13 protein-coding genes are annotated in these 15,160 nt (G+C 56.2%); 10 read left to right on the forward strand and 3 right to left on the reverse strand.

All coding sequences use genetic code 11. The annotated features are described in order from the left end of the window. Window positions 1-40: 40 nt before the first annotated feature. The 7 genes from thrS (at window position 41) to R5M92_RS04470 (ending at window position 7,225) form a co-directional block, all read left to right on the forward strand. The gene (gene thrS / locus R5M92_RS04440) at window positions 41-1,963 is read left to right on the forward strand and encodes a threonine--tRNA ligase (protein WP_346798147.1); all 1,923 of its coding nucleotides are present in this window, start codon (window positions 41-43) and stop codon (window positions 1,961-1,963) included. Between the two features lie 60 nt (window positions 1,964-2,023). Continuing rightward, complete coding sequence (infC, locus tag R5M92_RS04445; RefSeq protein ID WP_417339060.1) at window positions 2,024-2,515, forward strand: translation initiation factor IF-3; 492 nt, start codon at window positions 2,024-2,026, stop codon at window positions 2,513-2,515. An 83-nt stretch (window positions 2,516-2,598) separates the two neighbouring features. Next, a complete protein-coding gene (gene rpmI, locus R5M92_RS04450; protein WP_079550932.1) occupies window positions 2,599-2,793 on the forward strand; it encodes a 50S ribosomal protein L35 in 195 nt (64 codons plus the stop codon). 63 nt (window positions 2,794-2,856) lie between these two features. After that, complete coding sequence (rplT, locus tag R5M92_RS04455; protein WP_346798149.1) at window positions 2,857-3,210, forward strand: 50S ribosomal protein L20; 354 nt, start codon at window positions 2,857-2,859, stop codon at window positions 3,208-3,210. 186 nt (window positions 3,211-3,396) lie between these two features. Next, on the forward strand, window positions 3,397-4,416 hold the full coding sequence (pheS, locus tag R5M92_RS04460) for a phenylalanine--tRNA ligase subunit alpha (RefSeq protein ID WP_346798150.1): 1,020 nt from the start codon (window positions 3,397-3,399) through the stop codon (window positions 4,414-4,416). Between the two features lie 26 nt (window positions 4,417-4,442). Continuing rightward, window positions 4,443-6,824 carry a phenylalanine--tRNA ligase subunit beta gene (gene pheT / locus R5M92_RS04465; RefSeq protein ID WP_346798152.1) on the forward strand — a complete coding sequence of 794 codons (2,382 nt, stop codon included), beginning with the start codon at window positions 4,443-4,445 and terminating at the stop codon, window positions 6,822-6,824. 104 nt (window positions 6,825-6,928) lie between these two features. After that, window positions 6,929-7,225, forward strand: a complete 297-nt coding sequence (locus R5M92_RS04470; RefSeq protein WP_346798154.1) for an integration host factor subunit alpha — start codon at window positions 6,929-6,931, stop codon at window positions 7,223-7,225. A 127-nt stretch (window positions 7,226-7,352) separates the two neighbouring features. Here R5M92_RS04470 and R5M92_RS04475 read toward each other — a convergent pair whose 3' ends face one another. Beyond that, entirely contained in the window at window positions 7,353-7,562 is a 210-nt protein-coding gene (locus R5M92_RS04475) for a DUF2788 domain-containing protein (protein WP_346798155.1), read from the reverse strand. 223 nt (window positions 7,563-7,785) lie between these two features. Here R5M92_RS04475 and R5M92_RS04480 point away from each other — a divergent pair, with 223 nt between their 5' ends. Further along, the gene (locus tag R5M92_RS04480; protein WP_346798157.1) at window positions 7,786-8,250 is read left to right on the forward strand and encodes a flavodoxin; all 465 of its coding nucleotides are present in this window, start codon (window positions 7,786-7,788) and stop codon (window positions 8,248-8,250) included. Window position 8,251: 1 nt separating this feature from the next. Continuing rightward, window positions 8,252-8,623, forward strand: coding sequence for a hypothetical protein (locus R5M92_RS04485; RefSeq protein ID WP_346798159.1), 372 nt, complete (start codon window positions 8,252-8,254; stop codon window positions 8,621-8,623). Here the strand turns inward: R5M92_RS04485 and R5M92_RS04490 are convergent. Then, window positions 8,576-11,146 carry an EAL domain-containing protein gene (locus tag R5M92_RS04490; RefSeq protein WP_346798161.1) on the reverse strand — a complete coding sequence of 857 codons (2,571 nt, stop codon included), beginning with the start codon at window positions 11,144-11,146 and terminating at the stop codon, window positions 8,576-8,578. The genes R5M92_RS04485 and R5M92_RS04490 overlap by 48 nt on opposite strands. Before the next feature lie 460 nt (window positions 11,147-11,606). Here R5M92_RS04490 and R5M92_RS04495 point away from each other — a divergent pair, with 460 nt between their 5' ends. Further along, window positions 11,607-12,893, forward strand: coding sequence for an FAD-binding oxidoreductase (locus R5M92_RS04495; protein WP_346798162.1), 1,287 nt, complete (start codon window positions 11,607-11,609; stop codon window positions 12,891-12,893). 42 nt (window positions 12,894-12,935) lie between these two features. Here R5M92_RS04495 and R5M92_RS04500 read toward each other — a convergent pair whose 3' ends face one another. After that, window positions 12,936-15,029: a putative bifunctional diguanylate cyclase/phosphodiesterase gene (locus R5M92_RS04500; protein ID WP_346798163.1), complete on the reverse strand. Its 2,094-nt coding sequence runs from the start codon at window positions 15,027-15,029 to the stop codon at window positions 12,936-12,938. Window positions 15,030-15,160 lie beyond the last annotated feature (131 nt).

Here is a 15,160-nt window from a genome sequence, read left to right on the forward strand (position 1 = left end):
CCTTGGTATGGATCACCACTGCGCTCAAGGAATTATCTGAATGCCCATCGTGACACTGCCTGACGGCAGCCAAAGAACATTCGAAGAACCGCTTTCCATCATGCAACTTGCGCATTCCATTGGCCCTGGTTTGGCCAAGGCCTGCGTGGCGGGCAAGATAGATGGCACCTTGGTGGATGCGGCGGATATCATCGAGCATGACTCCGAGATCGCTATTATTACTGCACGTGATGAAGAGGGGCTGGAAATCATTCGTCACTCGTGCGCGCACTTGCTGGGGCACGCGGTCAAGCAGTTGTTCCCCGAAGCGAAAATGGCCATTGGCCCTGTCATTGACGACGGCTTTTACTACGATATTGATTTTGGTCGCTCCATTTCCTCAGAGGAACTGGAAACGATCGAGAAGCGCATGAAGTTGTTGATCGAGCGGGAATACGAAGTAATCCGCGAATATGTCGATCGGGACAAGGCCATGCTCACTTTCCTGCACCGAGATGAGCCGTACAAGCAGGAAATTGTGCGCGAGCTTCCCGATGGCGCCACGATCCGGCTTTATCACCATGAAGAGTACACCGACATGTGCCGGGGGCCTCATGTGCCCAATACTCGTCATCTGAAGGCGTTCAAGCTGACCAAGCTGGCCGGCGCCTACTGGCGCGGCGATGCAGCGAACACCATGCTTACCCGGGTATACGGTACCGCCTGGGGTGACAAGAAGCAGCTCAAGGCTTACCTGCAGCGTCTGGAAGAAGCGGAAAAGCGCGACCACCGTAAACTGGCACGCAAGATGGATCTCTTCCATCTGCAGGAAGAAGCGCCGGGGATGGTGTTCTGGCATCCCAATGGCTGGACGATGTACCAAGCGCTTGAACAGTACATGCGCCGGGTGCAGATCGAACATGGTTATCAGGAAATCCGCACACCTCAGGTGGTCGATCTTTCCTTGTGGAAGAAATCGGGTCACTGGGGCCATTACAGTGAACTGATGTTCACCACCGAGTCGGAAAAGCGTGAATACGCCGTCAAGCCCATGAATTGCCCGTGCCATGTGCAGGTGTTCAATCAAGGCTTGAAAAGCTACCGTGACTTGCCGCTACGCCTGGCCGAATTCGGTAGCTGTCATCGCAATGAACCTTCGGGCTCGTTGCATGGTCTGATGCGAGTTCGTGGATTTACGCAGGACGACGCTCATATCTTCTGTACCGAGGGCCAGATCCAGAAGGAAGCGGAAGCCTTTATCGCCTTGACGCTGCAAGTCTACAAGGAACTGGGGTTCGAAGAAGTCGAGCTCAAGCTATCCACTCGCCCTGAAGACTTTCTCGGTGAGGCGGAGCTGTGGGATCGCGCCGAGCAAGGGCTGGAGGCTGCGCTTGATTCCACGGGGCTTGAGTGGGAGCTTCAGCCGGGCGAAGGGGCCTTTTATGGGCCTAAAATCGAATTTGCTTTGCGGGATTGTCTCAATCGTGTCTGGCAGTGTGGTACTCTACAACTCGATTTCAACTTGCCGGGCAGGTTGGGAGCTCAGTTTGTCGATGAAGATGGCAGCCGAAAGATGCCGGTTATGCTGCACCGAGCGATTCTAGGCTCCTTCGAGCGCTTCCTGGGTATACTGATTGAGCACTATGCGGGAGCCATGCCACTATGGCTCGCTCCGCAGCAAGCCGTGGTCATGACGATTACCGATGCCCAGCGAGATTATGCTCTTGCGTTAGAGCAACGCTTGCAGAAAAATGGGTTACGGGTCAAGGCGGACTTGAGGAACGAGAAGATCGGCTTTAAAATCCGTGAACATACGTTGCAAAAAGTTCCCTATCTTCTGGTGGTAGGAGATAAGGAAGTCGATGCTGACTCAGTGGCCGTGCGTACGCGCACCGGCGAAAATCTCGGCACAATGACGATTGATGAGTTTGTTCAACGCATTGATGCAGAACGAGCTGCTCTAACAACATCGTCAATTGCCTAAGGAGACGGAACGATCAAGCGAAGCAACCAGCGTGGGCGTCCCCAAGAAAAACGCCCCCCAATGAACGAGCGAATTACCGACGAAGAAGTCCGCCTGATCGATAGCGACGGCGAACAGCTAGGCATTGTAGCGACCAGCGAAGCGCTGGAACGTGCCGAGAGCGCCGGTATGGATCTTGTGCAGATTTCCAACGCCGATCCAATTGTTTGCAAGATCATGGATTACGGCAAATTCGTCTTCGAGCAGAAGAAGCAGAAAGCTGCTCAGAAGAAGAAGCAGAAGCAAATCCAGGTCAAGGAAGTCAAATTCCGGCCTGGCACCGATGAAGGCGATTATCAGGTCAAGCTTAAAAACCTGACGCGCTTTCTTGAAGGTGGTGACAAAGGCAAGGTCACGTTGCGCTTTCGAGGTCGTGAAATGGCACACCAGGATATCGGCCGTCGGCTGATGGAACGGATTGCCTCCGACCTGGAAGAGATCGGTGCGGTGGAATCCTTCCCCAAGATGGAAGGCCGCCAGATGGTCATGATTCTTGCCCCCAAGAAGAAGTGATTCAGCGGCGTTTTCAACGGACCTCCGCCATGGCGGGGGTCGGCCCTGGGTTTTCTTAAAAAATCTCGAGCGGAGATATTCTCATGCCGAAAATCAAGAGTAACAGCGGCGCTGCGAAGCGTTTCAAGAAGACAGCGAACGGCTTCAAGCACAAGCAGTCTTTCCGTAGCCACATTCTGACCAAGAAATCGACCAAGCGTAAGCGTCAGTTGCGCGGTATGAAGCAGATCCACGGTGCCGACAAGGCGCTGATCCAGCGCATGCTGCCGAATCTGTAACGCAACGTTATCGTTTTCACTGAAATCCAGATCGGGTTTCAGCCCTAAAGTCAGGAGTGTGTTATGACCCGTGTCAAGCGTGGCGTTGTCGCCCGTCGTCGTCACAAGAAGATTCTCAAGCAGGCCAAGGGTTACTACGGTGCACGTTCGCGTGTTTTCCGCGTAGCCAAGCAGGCTGTTATCAAGGCCGGCCAGTATGCTTACCGTGACCGCCGCAACCGCAAGCGCCAGTTCCGTGCGCTGTGGATCCAGCGTATCAATGCTGGTGCGCGCCTGAACGGCATGTCCTACAGCCGTTTCGTTGGTGGTTTGAAGAAAGCCGGCATCGAGATCGACCGTAAGGTTCTGGCTGACCTGGCAGTGCACGAGAAAGCGGCTTTTGCTGCTATCGTGGAAAAAGCCAAGGCTGCCCAGTAAGGCATAGTTGCTCGGGCACGGTGTGCCGGAGCGATTACAAGTGATATGCCGTGGTCATCTCAAATGACCCATCCAGGGGAAGAGCAGCCGCTCTTCCCCTGTTTTTTTGTCGTTTATTTGTCATTTTACTTTGCCACCCCTTCGTCGGTCGTTGAACTGGGGATCGCTTAATTCGGAGTTAATCGGATGGATCACCTTCCCTCACTGGTGTCTGAAGCTCGCCAGACCATCCAGGCAGCGGATAGCGTCGCCGCCCTGGAAGAACTACGCGTACGCTACCTGGGCAAGAAAGGCGAAGTTACGGCCTTGTTGAAGGGCTTGGGCAAACTGCCGGCGGAACAGCGGCCTGAGGCCGGCGAGCGCATCAATCAGGCAAAACAGGCACTTACCCTGGATATCGACACCCAGCGCCAACAGCTGGAAGATGCTGCCTTGCAGGCGCGACTCGCCGCTGAACGGATCGATGTCACTTTGCCGGGCAGGGGACAACTTGGCGGCGGGCTGCACCCTGTTACTCGTACGCTGGAGCGTATCGAGGGGCTTTTCACCCGCATCGGTTATGAAGTGGCGGTTGGGCCCGAGATCGAAGATGACTACCATAACTTCGAAGCCTTGAATATTCCGGCCCATCACCCGGCCCGGGGTATGGCGGATACTTTCTACTTCGATGCGACCCGCCTGTTGCGCACCCACACCTCGCCAGTGCAGGTGCGTACGATGGAAAATGGTGAACCACCGTTTCGTATCGTCTGCCCGGGTCGTGTCTATCGCAGCGATTCCGATTTAACCCATACCCCCATGTTTCATCAGGTGGAGGGTCTGCTGGTGGACGAGGACATAAGCTTTGCCGACTTGAAGGGAACCATCGAAGACTTCCTGCAGGCGTTCTTTGAGCGTGACGATTTGTCGGTACGTTTTCGTCCCTCCTACTTTCCCTTTACCGAACCCTCGGCGGAAGTGGATATCGAGTGCGTGATGTGCAATGGCGAGGGCTGCCGAGTGTGTTCGCATAGCGGCTGGCTCGAGGTGATGGGGTGCGGCATGGTGCATCCCGAAGTCTTTCGTCATAGCGCTATCGATAGCGAGCGTTACACCGGATTCGCTTTCGGTATGGGGGCGGAGCGCCTGGCCATGTTGCGCTATGGAGTCAACGATTTGCGCCTGTTCTTCGAGAACGACCTTCGTTTCTTGCGCCAATTTGCCTGAGCCCGCGGTAGAACACAGGAATCCTCATGAAATTTTCTGAACAATGGCTGCGTGACTGGGTGTCACCGCAGCTGGAAACTCAAGCCTTGGCGGATCAGATCACCATGGCCGGTCTTGAAATCGATGCCGTGGAGCCGGTCGCGGCTGCGTTCAGTGGCGTCGTGGTAGCGCAAGTCCTGACCAAGACGCAGCATCCCGACGCCGACAAGCTCAACGTCTGCAGCGTCGACGATGGCAGTGGTGAACCCGTCCAGGTGGTATGCGGTGCGCCTAATGTGGACGCCGGCCAACGAGTCGCCTTCGTGCGCGTGGGCGGCGTGCTGCCGGGTGATTTCAAGATCAAGAAAGCCAAACTGCGTGGTGTGGAGTCACGTGGGATGATCTGTTCGGCTTCGGAGCTGGGCCTGGAGGAAGAAACTTCCGAAGGCATCCTGGTTCTGCCCCAAAGCGCCCCCGTAGGCGAGGATTTCCGCCGTTTCATGGGGCTGGACGACTATACGCTGGAAGTCGACTTGACTCCTAATCGCGGCGATTGCCTGAGCATCAAGGGCATGGCCCGTGAAGTAGGAGTGCTCAATCAACTGGACATCAACGAACCGGATACCGGCTCGGTCCCGGCCGTGCATGAGGATATCTTTCCGGCCCGTGTGGAAGAGCCGTCTCGTTGCCCTCGGTATATCGGCCGCTTGATACGCAATGTAAACGCGACCGCCGCAACTCCGTTGTGGATGGTCGAGCGCCTGCGTCGTAGCGGTGTGCGCTCCATAGACGCCGTCGTGGATGTCACCAATTACGTCATGCTCGAACTTGGCCAGCCGCTGCATGCCTTTGACCGCGCCCAACTTACCGGCAGCATGATCATTCGCCTGGCCCAAGAGGGAGAAAAGCTTACCCTTCTGGATGGCCAGGAAATCGCACTGCAGGCGCAAACTCTAGTCATCGCCGACGAGAGTGGCCCGCTGGCCATGGCCGGCATCATGGGTGGGGAAAACTCGGGGGTAAGCGCCTCGACCGATACGATTTTCCTGGAATCGGCGTTTTTTACACCGCTGGCGGTGGCAGGGCAAGCTCGCTCCTATGGTCTCCATACGGATGCTTCGCATCGCTTTGAACGCGGTGTCGACCCACAACTGGCCCCGGTTGCTATCGAGCGGGCAACCCGCTTGTTGCTGGATATTTGCGGCGGTGAGCCCGGCCCTCTGGTCGAAGCGGGTAACAGTGATGAGCTGCCGCAGGCAGCACACATCACCTTGCGCGCCGGACGTTTACAGCAGGCGTTACACAAGGCTCTGCCGACCGAGGAAGTGACCGACATACTCGAGCGCCTGGGATTGCAGGTGACAGAAGGGCAAAGCCGGTGGGATGTGCTTACGCCCAGCTGGCGTTTCGATCTGGCCATCGAAGAGGACCTCATCGAGGAAGTCGCACGTATCCATGGCTACAATAATCTACCCGTCCGTCGCCCTGCGGCGCGCCTGGCGCTGCACTCCGCCGATGAAGCCCGCTTGAGCCTCGCACAATTGCGCAGGCAAATGGTCGCCCGGGGTTATCAAGAAGCCGTGACCTACAGTTTCGTTGCTCCTGAGCTCCAGCAGGTGCTTCTGCCTGAGGCGGTATCTCCTAGATTGGCCAACCCGATTTCAGCGGATCTTTCGGTCATGCGGGCGAGTCTTTTTCCCGGCCTGATCCGGGCCATGGAACATAACCTCAATCGCCAGCAGACACGTATTCGCTTGTTCGAAAGCGGCCTGGTGTTCAATGGTGAGCTGGATGAACTTTCCCAGGTGCCGATGTTGGGGGCGCTGGTGTGCGGTGCTCGTGAAGCCGAAGGATGGGCGGGTGGCCGTGAAAACGTTGACTTCTATGATTTGAAAGGCGATCTGGAGAGTCTGCTGGCACTGGGTGGGGCGGCGCATGAGTGGCGCTTTGAACCCGGTGACCACTCAGCCTTGCACCCGGGACAGTGCGCTAAGATCCTCTATCGTGGAAGCGAGGCCGGTTGGATCGGTACCTTGCATCCGCAAGTGAGAGCCAAGCTGGGCTTGAAAGCGGAGGCGGTACTCTTCGAGGTTCGCCTGGATGCCCTGAGTGAAGGGCGGGTACCCGCTTTCGAGCCGTTATCGCGTTATCCCGAAGTTCGACGCGATCTGGCGTTTCTGGTCGAAGAGGGGGTGCCGGTTCAACAGCTTCTGGACGAAGTCGGTTCTCGTGCGGGTGACTGGCTCAAGGAAGCGAAGCTGTTTGACGTCTATGCCGGTAAAGGGGTGGCGCAAGGGTTCAAGAGTATCGCCCTGGGCTTGACCTGGCAGCATCCATCGCGCACGCTTAATGATGATGAAATCAACCAGTTGGTTGATAATATTGTGACTCATGTGTGTGCTGAGCTGGATGCGCAGTTACGTAGTTGACCCGGTAACCGAGACCGTAGGCGACAGGCAAAGGCGATGCACGACGACATGTCCTTGACGACATCGATCTTGGCGATGCGTTCGCTGCAAGGAGGGTGGCTATAATGGGTGCGTTGACCAAAGCGGAACTGGCGGAACATCTACATAACGAATTGGATTTGTCCAAGCGTGAGGCCAAAGCCATGGTCGAGGCCTTTTTCGAGGAAATACGGGCCTGCTTGCGCGAGAACGAACAGGTGAAGCTTTCTGGTTTCGGTAATTTCGATCTGCGGGACAAGCGTGAACGTCCTGGTAGAAACCCGAAAACGGGAGAGGAAATCCCGATTTCCGCCCGACGTGTCGTCACTTTCCGTCCGGGACAGAAGCTCAAGCATCAGGTCGAGCGATACACATCTTCATGAAGCGGTCTGGTCTTGGTGGAGATACGCCGTATCGCCTTGGCAAGGTTCGAATAGTCGGCCTCAGAACGATGTGAAACTGTAGGTGCCGTCCCATGGGCGGCACCTTTTTGCTGGCTTGCGTCTTGCGTTAAATGCCGCCACCGCGCTCGAGCCACCAGGTGATAACGACCTTGAAGACGTAACCCAGCATACCGGCACCCAGCACGATGAACAGCATGATGGTGCCAAAGCGACCGGCATCGGATTTCTTGGCCAGATCCCAGATGATGAAACACATGAACAGCATTAACCCCCCGATCATGAGGGGCGTAATCCAAGCTTCGAAGGTTTGCTGCATGACGACTCCTGTGGTTGCGTTTCCCTTTTCCTCCGGCCACTGTCCGTGCTGAAGGTCTTGTTTAATTCCATTTATTATTGCACTACGGCATCCCGCCTTGTTGCGATAGCGGGTGGTTTGATGAGTAACCATCGACGCTCATGTTAATATTTGAGCAAATTCATCAGGTATTTGTCGACCATAGTGTCGTCAGTGTGACAAATTGACAGGGAATATTTTTACTATGGCCAAACTGAATATTTTCGTCGGCACCATGTACGGCGGTGCTCTAGACGTGGCGGAGCAGGTAAAGCCCCTTTTTGAAGAAGTAGGATATGAGGTGGATATCATCGAGCAGCCCAAACTGGAAGATCTTGCCGAGAGTGAGGCGGAGCTCTGCTTATTCTGTGTTTCCACCACAGGAAGCGGCGATTTTCCGGGTAATTTCGTTCCCTTCATTCGCGCCTTGCATGACCAGAGTCCATCACTGAGCTCGGTCCGCTACGGCTTGATCGCCCTGGGAGACAGCTCCTACGGAGAGACTTTCTGCGGTTCGGGAAGAGAGCTGGATAGACTCCTGGAGGAGCATGGCGCCACCCGTCTGGGTGAACGACTGGAGATCGATGCCATGGAAACCTTCATGGCGGATGACGCGGCGGTGCCCTGGGTAGAGGAATGGATCGATGATCAACAACTGAAGGTCGACTGAGATGCAGCAGTCCATCCCTACGCCGGAGCGCTTCAGTATACTGGCTGGTTTAAGTGTCGTGATTGTGGCCACCGTGCCGCGCTACATAGCGGCAGGCCATGATACCCAGCTATCATTGATTCTCATGGCCCTGGCTGTCGTGGCTACCATGACGCTCTTCCAGTGGCGTTTATTGTCACGTGAAGCCAGAGGCCGGCTGCCCGGGCTGCTCAAGCGACTGGTGGTGCTTTTGATAGTGGGAGTAGGGGTAATGACCGCCTGGCATGCCGTGGTCAGCGACTGGTTCAGTTGGCAGTTGCTGCTATCCCACGGCACGACTCTGGGGCTATTGCTGCATGCGCTCGGGCTGTGGTGGGCAGCCGAGAGCAGCTGATGGCGTATTCTCACGCTTACTGAGCCAGCGCTGCGTAAAGAAATCCGCGCTGACGGGTTTGCCATGCAAGAATCCCTGTATCAAATCCACTTGATGATCGCCCAGAAGTTGCCATTGCTGCTCGGTTTCGACTCCCTCGGCCACCACCTTGAGTCCCAGCTCCCTGCCCAGGCCGGCTACTGCCGCGACTATCGCACTGCTGCCGCGCTTATCACCTCCCAATGTTTTGACGAAACTTCGGTCTATCTTGAGGGTATTGACCGGTAAATCCTGCAGATAGCTGAGCGATGAGTAACCGGTGCCGAAATCGTCGATTGCGATGTGACAGCCGATGTCGCGTAAACGCTCCAGTACTTCTATTCCCTGGGCTTTCTTGTTGAGCAGGGTGCTTTCGGTCAATTCGAAACTGACCAGATGAGGTGGCAGATCATGCGCTTTCAACTTGGTGACGATCTGCTCGGTCAAGTCTTCCTGCCAGAATTGCCGTGCCGACAGGTTGATGGCGATGGGTACGGGGTCGAGTCCCTGGGCTATCCAGGCCTGCAATTGGTTGAACACCAGATCGATGATGTGATTGCCGAGGGGGACGATCAGGCCGGAGCGCTCGGCCAGGGGGATAAAATTGGCGGGTGAGATGACGCCCTGGGTAGGGTGGTGCCAGCGTAGCAGGGCTTCCGCAGAAACGAGGCTGCCGTCCTGGCTACTCAACAAAGGTTGGTAGACCATTTCCAACCCTTGCCCGCTTTCCACTGTATTGCGTAGATCAGTCTCGAGTGAAAGATGATTTCGAGCTTGTATGTCCATTTCGGGACGATAGAGGCGATAGGTGTTTCGCCCCTCCTGCTTGGCTCGGTACATTGCCGCGTCGGCGCACTGCACCAGACTTTCCGCATGTTCTCCATCGGCCGGGTATAGGCTGATGCCGAGACTGCAACCGATGCGAAAATCGTAGTTCTGGATGGAAAACGGGGCACTGACGGTCTCGATAAGGCGTTGAGCAACAAGCGCGACTTCTTCGAATTCCGTGATGCCGGGCAGTAGGGCGATGAACTCATCACCGCCAAGACGCGCCAGCGTATCGTCTTCGCGCAGTTTTTCACGCATGCGTTCGGACACCTGAAGCAACAGCTCGTCGCCGAGCGCATGGCCGAGGGTATCGTTGACCTGCTTGAAGTGGTCAAGGTCGATGAACACGACCGCCAGCTGTTCGGCATAACGGTGCGCGTGGCGAATCGCCAGGGAAATGCGATCGTCGAGCAGGCGTCGATTGGGCAGGCGGGTCAGTGGGTCGTAGTAGGCCAAGTGGCGGATCTGCTCCTCATTCTCCCGCATATGGGTAATGTCGGTGAACAAGCCCGCGTAGTGCTGGGTTTCACCTTGGTCGTCGGTAATCGCGGTAATGGTGAGCAGTTCGAGATAGAGTTCGCCGGATTTGCGTCGGTTCCAGACCTCGCCGCGCCAGTAGCCGTGTTCTTTCAGGGCTTCCCACATGCTGTGGTAGAACGCTTCGTCCTGGCGGCCCGAGGCGAGTACCGTAGGCTTTCGGCCGGCAATCTCCTCCAAGGTATAACCAGTCATCTGGGTGAAGGCGGGATTGACGAATTCGATCCGAGTCTGTGCATCGGTAATGATGATGCCCTCGAGAGAGGAGTCGATCACGCGTTCGGCCAACTGCAGATTCTGCCGAGACTGGGCCAGGGCCTGGTCACGCTGTTCAAGCGCGTCGCGCAAGTCCTTGAGATAGAGATGCTCGGCCCCGGCAAGCATTTCGCGAAAACCCAGCAGTCCGGCGATACGCTTGTCGTGGCCTATTACCGCCAGGTGGCGAATGCGGTTGTCGATCAGAAGGTCGCGTGCATGGATCAATGGATCGCTTTCCTGCACCGTGAGCAAGGGCTGGCTGGCAAGTTCCGCCATGGGAGTATCGCCGGGGTGCTGGGCGATGAAGCGAACCAGGTCGCGTTCGGTGATGATGCCGAGGACATCCTGCTCATCGGTGCCGGCGCCGCACAAGATAATGGCAGCATCCTGGCGTTGGCGGCGCATCGTCTTCGCGGCCTCTCCCAATAGCAGGTTCCCCGAAAGGACGAGAGGCGTGGCACGCATGGCATTGTGAACTTCACGTAAGCGCAGGTAGGGTTCCAGCCCCTGGTTCAGGGCGATGTCGGTTTGCGACAATATCCCCAGCCCCGTGCCGCGCTCGTCTACCACCAGCAGATGTCGATAGCCTTGTGTCTGAAGCTGCATCGCGGCTTCGCCAAGTGATGCCTGTGCAGAAATAGTCGATACCGGGTGGCTCATGACTTCGGAAATGGGGATGCGCATGGCGTGGATATCGCTGAAATCCACCATCAAGGCATCGTGTTCCGTCCAGATGCCTATCGCTCGCTCATCCTCCATGACCACGATCGAACTGCAGTGGCGGGTGGCCATGCGTCTTGCTGCGTCACAAAGGGGAGTATCGGGAGAACAATGCAATATGCCCGCCTGCATCAGGCGGGATATGGGAAGATCCTGGCTCATGTCTGCGTTCAACAACCTCTTCAGAGGCTACCTTGAGATGATGATAAGTAAGGATGGCCAGAGTAACGTAGTGGCTCGCGGCTTGTTGTGATGAAACGTTACCAAGGAGGGGGAGTATGACCGGGATCAGATTCCTGGCCGTTTGCGCTGCATTACACTTGGTCCATCGCGATATTTTAACCGCCCATTAGATGATCCGTTGTCTTCGAGATGGCTTTGATAGTGTATGGTTGGAAATACTTTTTTTGATTATTTAAACAGGATATTCAGCTGTATTAAAAACGGTAATCTGGTGGTATTTTTTAACTATAAACACACTCTTGGGTTGTGAGGCGATTGGCCCAGCGGCGCTTTGTCTAGTTAAGAGCTTTGTCATGTAAAAACTGTGGCTAGTCAAGTCTTTGTCTAGTCAAAACTGTTTCTAGTAAAAACTATTTTTAGTAAAAACAAGGGAAGCGAAATGTCGCATCAGCAGATAGTGGTGTTGGGGGCGGGCATGGTGGGTGTCAGTATAGCCTGGCATCTTGCCAAGCGTGGTCATGATGTGTCGCTGGTGGATCGTCGTCCCCCAGGCCGCGAAACGTCTTTCGGCAATGCCGGTATCATCCAGCGCGAAGCGGTTCGACCCTATCCCTTCCCGCGTGACATGAAAACCTTGCTGAGCGTTCTGCCCAATCGTCGCGTAGATATACGCTACCGGCCGGGCGGCATGATGCAGTCAGCTTCGCCACTCTTGCGCTATTGGCAAAATTCGGCGCCTAAGGTCTACCAGCGTATCGTTCCCGAGTACGCCTCGTTGATCCAGCTGTCTCTGCAGGAGCATGGGCCAATGATAGAGGACGCCCAGGCTGAGAAACTGATACGCCGGGATGGCTGGCTGGAACTTTACCGCACACCGAAAAAGCTCGAGCAGCGCTTACGTGAAGCGGAAGAGGGTCGGGAGCGATTCGACGTCCAGTTTCGGCATCTTGATCGTCTGGAACTGGCACTCAAGGAACCCAACCTGAGTGATGCCATCGTGGGGGCGGTCCATTGGCTGGACTCGTGGACGGTGGCGGACCCCGGCGCGCTGGTCGAGGCCTATGCTCGCGCTTTCGAAACCCGTGGTGGGCGGATTGTACAGGCCGATATTGAATCCGTGACGAAAGAGAGAGGGCGTTGGCGGGTCACTACCAAGCCCGTGTCGTCGGATTCGTCTTCTTCGGAGTCAACACAGTCGGTTTGCCTTGAGGCGGACCAGGTCGTGGTGGCGCTGGGGCCATGGGCCGGCGATTGGCTGAAGGGGTTAGGTTACGATTTCCCGGTTTTCGTCAAGCGTGGTTACCACATGCATTACGCAACTCAGAAAGCCGCCCATCTGAATCACTGGGTAATGGATGCGGAAGTCGGTTATCTGCTGGCACCGATGCAGGCGGGGATCCGATTGACCACCGGAGCGGAACTGGACCGGATAACGGCTCCACCTCATGAAAGTCAGCTTGAGGCTGCTGAAAAGGAAGCTCGCAAGCTCTTCCCGCTGGGCGCGCGGCGTGACTCGGTGGCCTGGAAGGGTGCGCGTCCTTGCCTGCCGGACATGAAACCGGTGATTGGTCCGGCGCCTGGGCATGAGGGATTGTGGTTGGCTTTCGGCCATGGACACCAGGGGTTTACGCTAGGTCCCGCGACCGGGCGGTTGATGGCGGAGATGATGGCAGGGGAGACGCCTGCGGTGAATATGGCTCCCTTTCGTGCCGATCGGTTTCGCTAGCGATTCAACCTGCCACATCGAAACGGCAGGATCGAGCGCAGCTCAGTCCTGCCCTCTAGCTAACCGGCGTAGCTGGAAACCATCCGTTCGATCAGATGTGCTGAACTGGGTTAGTACTTCATCCAGCGGCATGGGCTTGCCGATGAAGAAGCCCTGCGCCTGGTCACATCCCATATCCTGCAGCAATTGATACTGTTCCCGGGTTTCCACGCCCTCGGCAATGACGCGCAAATTCATCGCATGTGCCATCTGGATGATCCCGCTCACCAATAGGCGCTGGCTTTCGCGATGGTCGATATGCTGAATGGCGCTGCGGTCGATCTTGAGTGTGTCCAGTGGCAACAGGCTGGCATACGTGAGCGATGAAATACCCGCGCCGAAGTCATCCAGGGCGATTTTAATGCCCAGTTCCCGGGCCTCCTGGAGCAGACCGCAGGCCAGATCCAGTTCATGGAATTCGGTGGATTCCAGCACTTCGATCGACAGTTTCAGCTCATCGCTGGCATAGCGCTGGAAAGCCCCCTGAAGCGATTTGAGAAATGTGCCCGACTCGATCTGATCCTGGGAAACGTTGATATCCACGATGATATCGAATCCCAGCCGATGCAATTTCGCCGACGCCTCGGCGGAGGCCTCGACCAACCATTCTCCGAAAGGCAGACTCAAAGGAGAGTGGGTGATGATATCGATGAAGTGCATCGGCGCCAGCATTCCCTCCTTGGGGTGTTGCCAGCGGGACAGGGCTTCGACGCCGACAATCTGGTTGGTATGTAGATCGACGATAGGCTGAAAGTGCAAGCGTAGCTCTCCGCCACGCAGGGCGTTGCCGATTCGCGTCTGGGCATCCTGGGCCTGGCCGTGTTCGAGATGGTTGGCGATGGCAATGCGATTCTTGCCCTTGCCCTTGGCCTTGTACATGGCCTTGTCGGCAGCTTCCGTCAACCCTTCCGGGCTGATACGCAAATCGGTGGTGAAAGCCACGCCCAACGAAGCCGATAGCTGAGTCGGCGCACCCGAAGACAATACAATCGGAAGCGTGACCTGGTCGAGTATCTTGCGGGCCACCTTGTGGGCCTTGTCGATACTGCCGATTCCCGTGAGAGCAATGACGAATTCATCCCCGCCGAAGCGAGACACCAGGTCGGTGGAGCGAGTGACCTGGCGTAGGCGGTGCCCGATTTCCACCAGCACTTCGTCACCGGCGGCATGGCCGTGCTCGTCGTTGACCGGCTTGAAGTCATCCATGTCGAGAAAGATCACGGCCATGCCCGTGGAACTGTACTGTTGATCGCGTAACCTTTCGCGCAACATGGTAGAAAAGTGTTCGCGATTGAAGAGACCTGTCAGGGCATCCAGGTTGGCCATGCGTTCTAGCCGGGCCTGGTTGAGCCGCCTGCTGGTAATATCGCGAAATACCCCGATGTAGTGGCTGACATCGCCTTGATCGTCGTGGATGGCGGAAATTGTGGTGTGCTCGATCAGCTGGCTGCCATCCTTGCGTGTGTTCCAGATATCACCATTCCAGTAGCCGTGTTTGGCCACGGCATCGAACATGTCGAGGTAGAACTGCTCATCATGCTTGCCCGAGGAGAGCAGGCTGGGTTTCTGGCCTACAGCCTCTTCCCGGGTATAGCCGGTCAGGTGGGTAAAGGCAGGATTGGTATCCATGATGATCTTGGCCGCATCGGTCACCATGATACCGTCGTGAGTATTGTCGAACGCGGCTTTGGCTAGTTCCATGCGTTGCTGATCGTGCTTGAGCTGAGTCACGTCACGCTGGGTGGCGATAATATAGGCGTGTCCGTCAAGGCCGCCGGTGAAGGGTGTGAGAGTCAGCTCGTTCCAGAAGCTTGTGCCATCCTTGCGATAATTCTTCAAGGTCAACGTGACGGTGCGTTTTCCTTCAATGGCTTCGTGCATCAGTGCAAGTTCATGTTGATGAACATCGCCAGCCTGCAGGATTCGACAATTTCTTCCCAATACCTCGTCTCGACGATAACCGGTCAGTGCTTCAAAAGCCTGATTGACGAAAATCAACGGTTGGTCAGGGGCTTGGGCATCGGCAATGGCTAGCGGCAAACGCAGCACGTCGAGCAGTGCAGTTTGATAGTCAGGCAGGCTATGCAGGGGGGCCACGGATCTCTCCACCGGTTATTAGATGCTATGTATATTGTGAGAGTTGTATCGGTGCCCGCGTATGTGGCTTATGCGACGGATGAACCGCTGACGTCGGAAAACTTCGCTATGTAGCTACATGAGCTAGATGC

The organism is Halomonas sp. Bachu 37 (assembly GCF_039691755.1).
Taxonomy (GTDB): domain Bacteria; phylum Pseudomonadota; class Gammaproteobacteria; order Pseudomonadales; family Halomonadaceae; genus Vreelandella; species Vreelandella kashgarensis.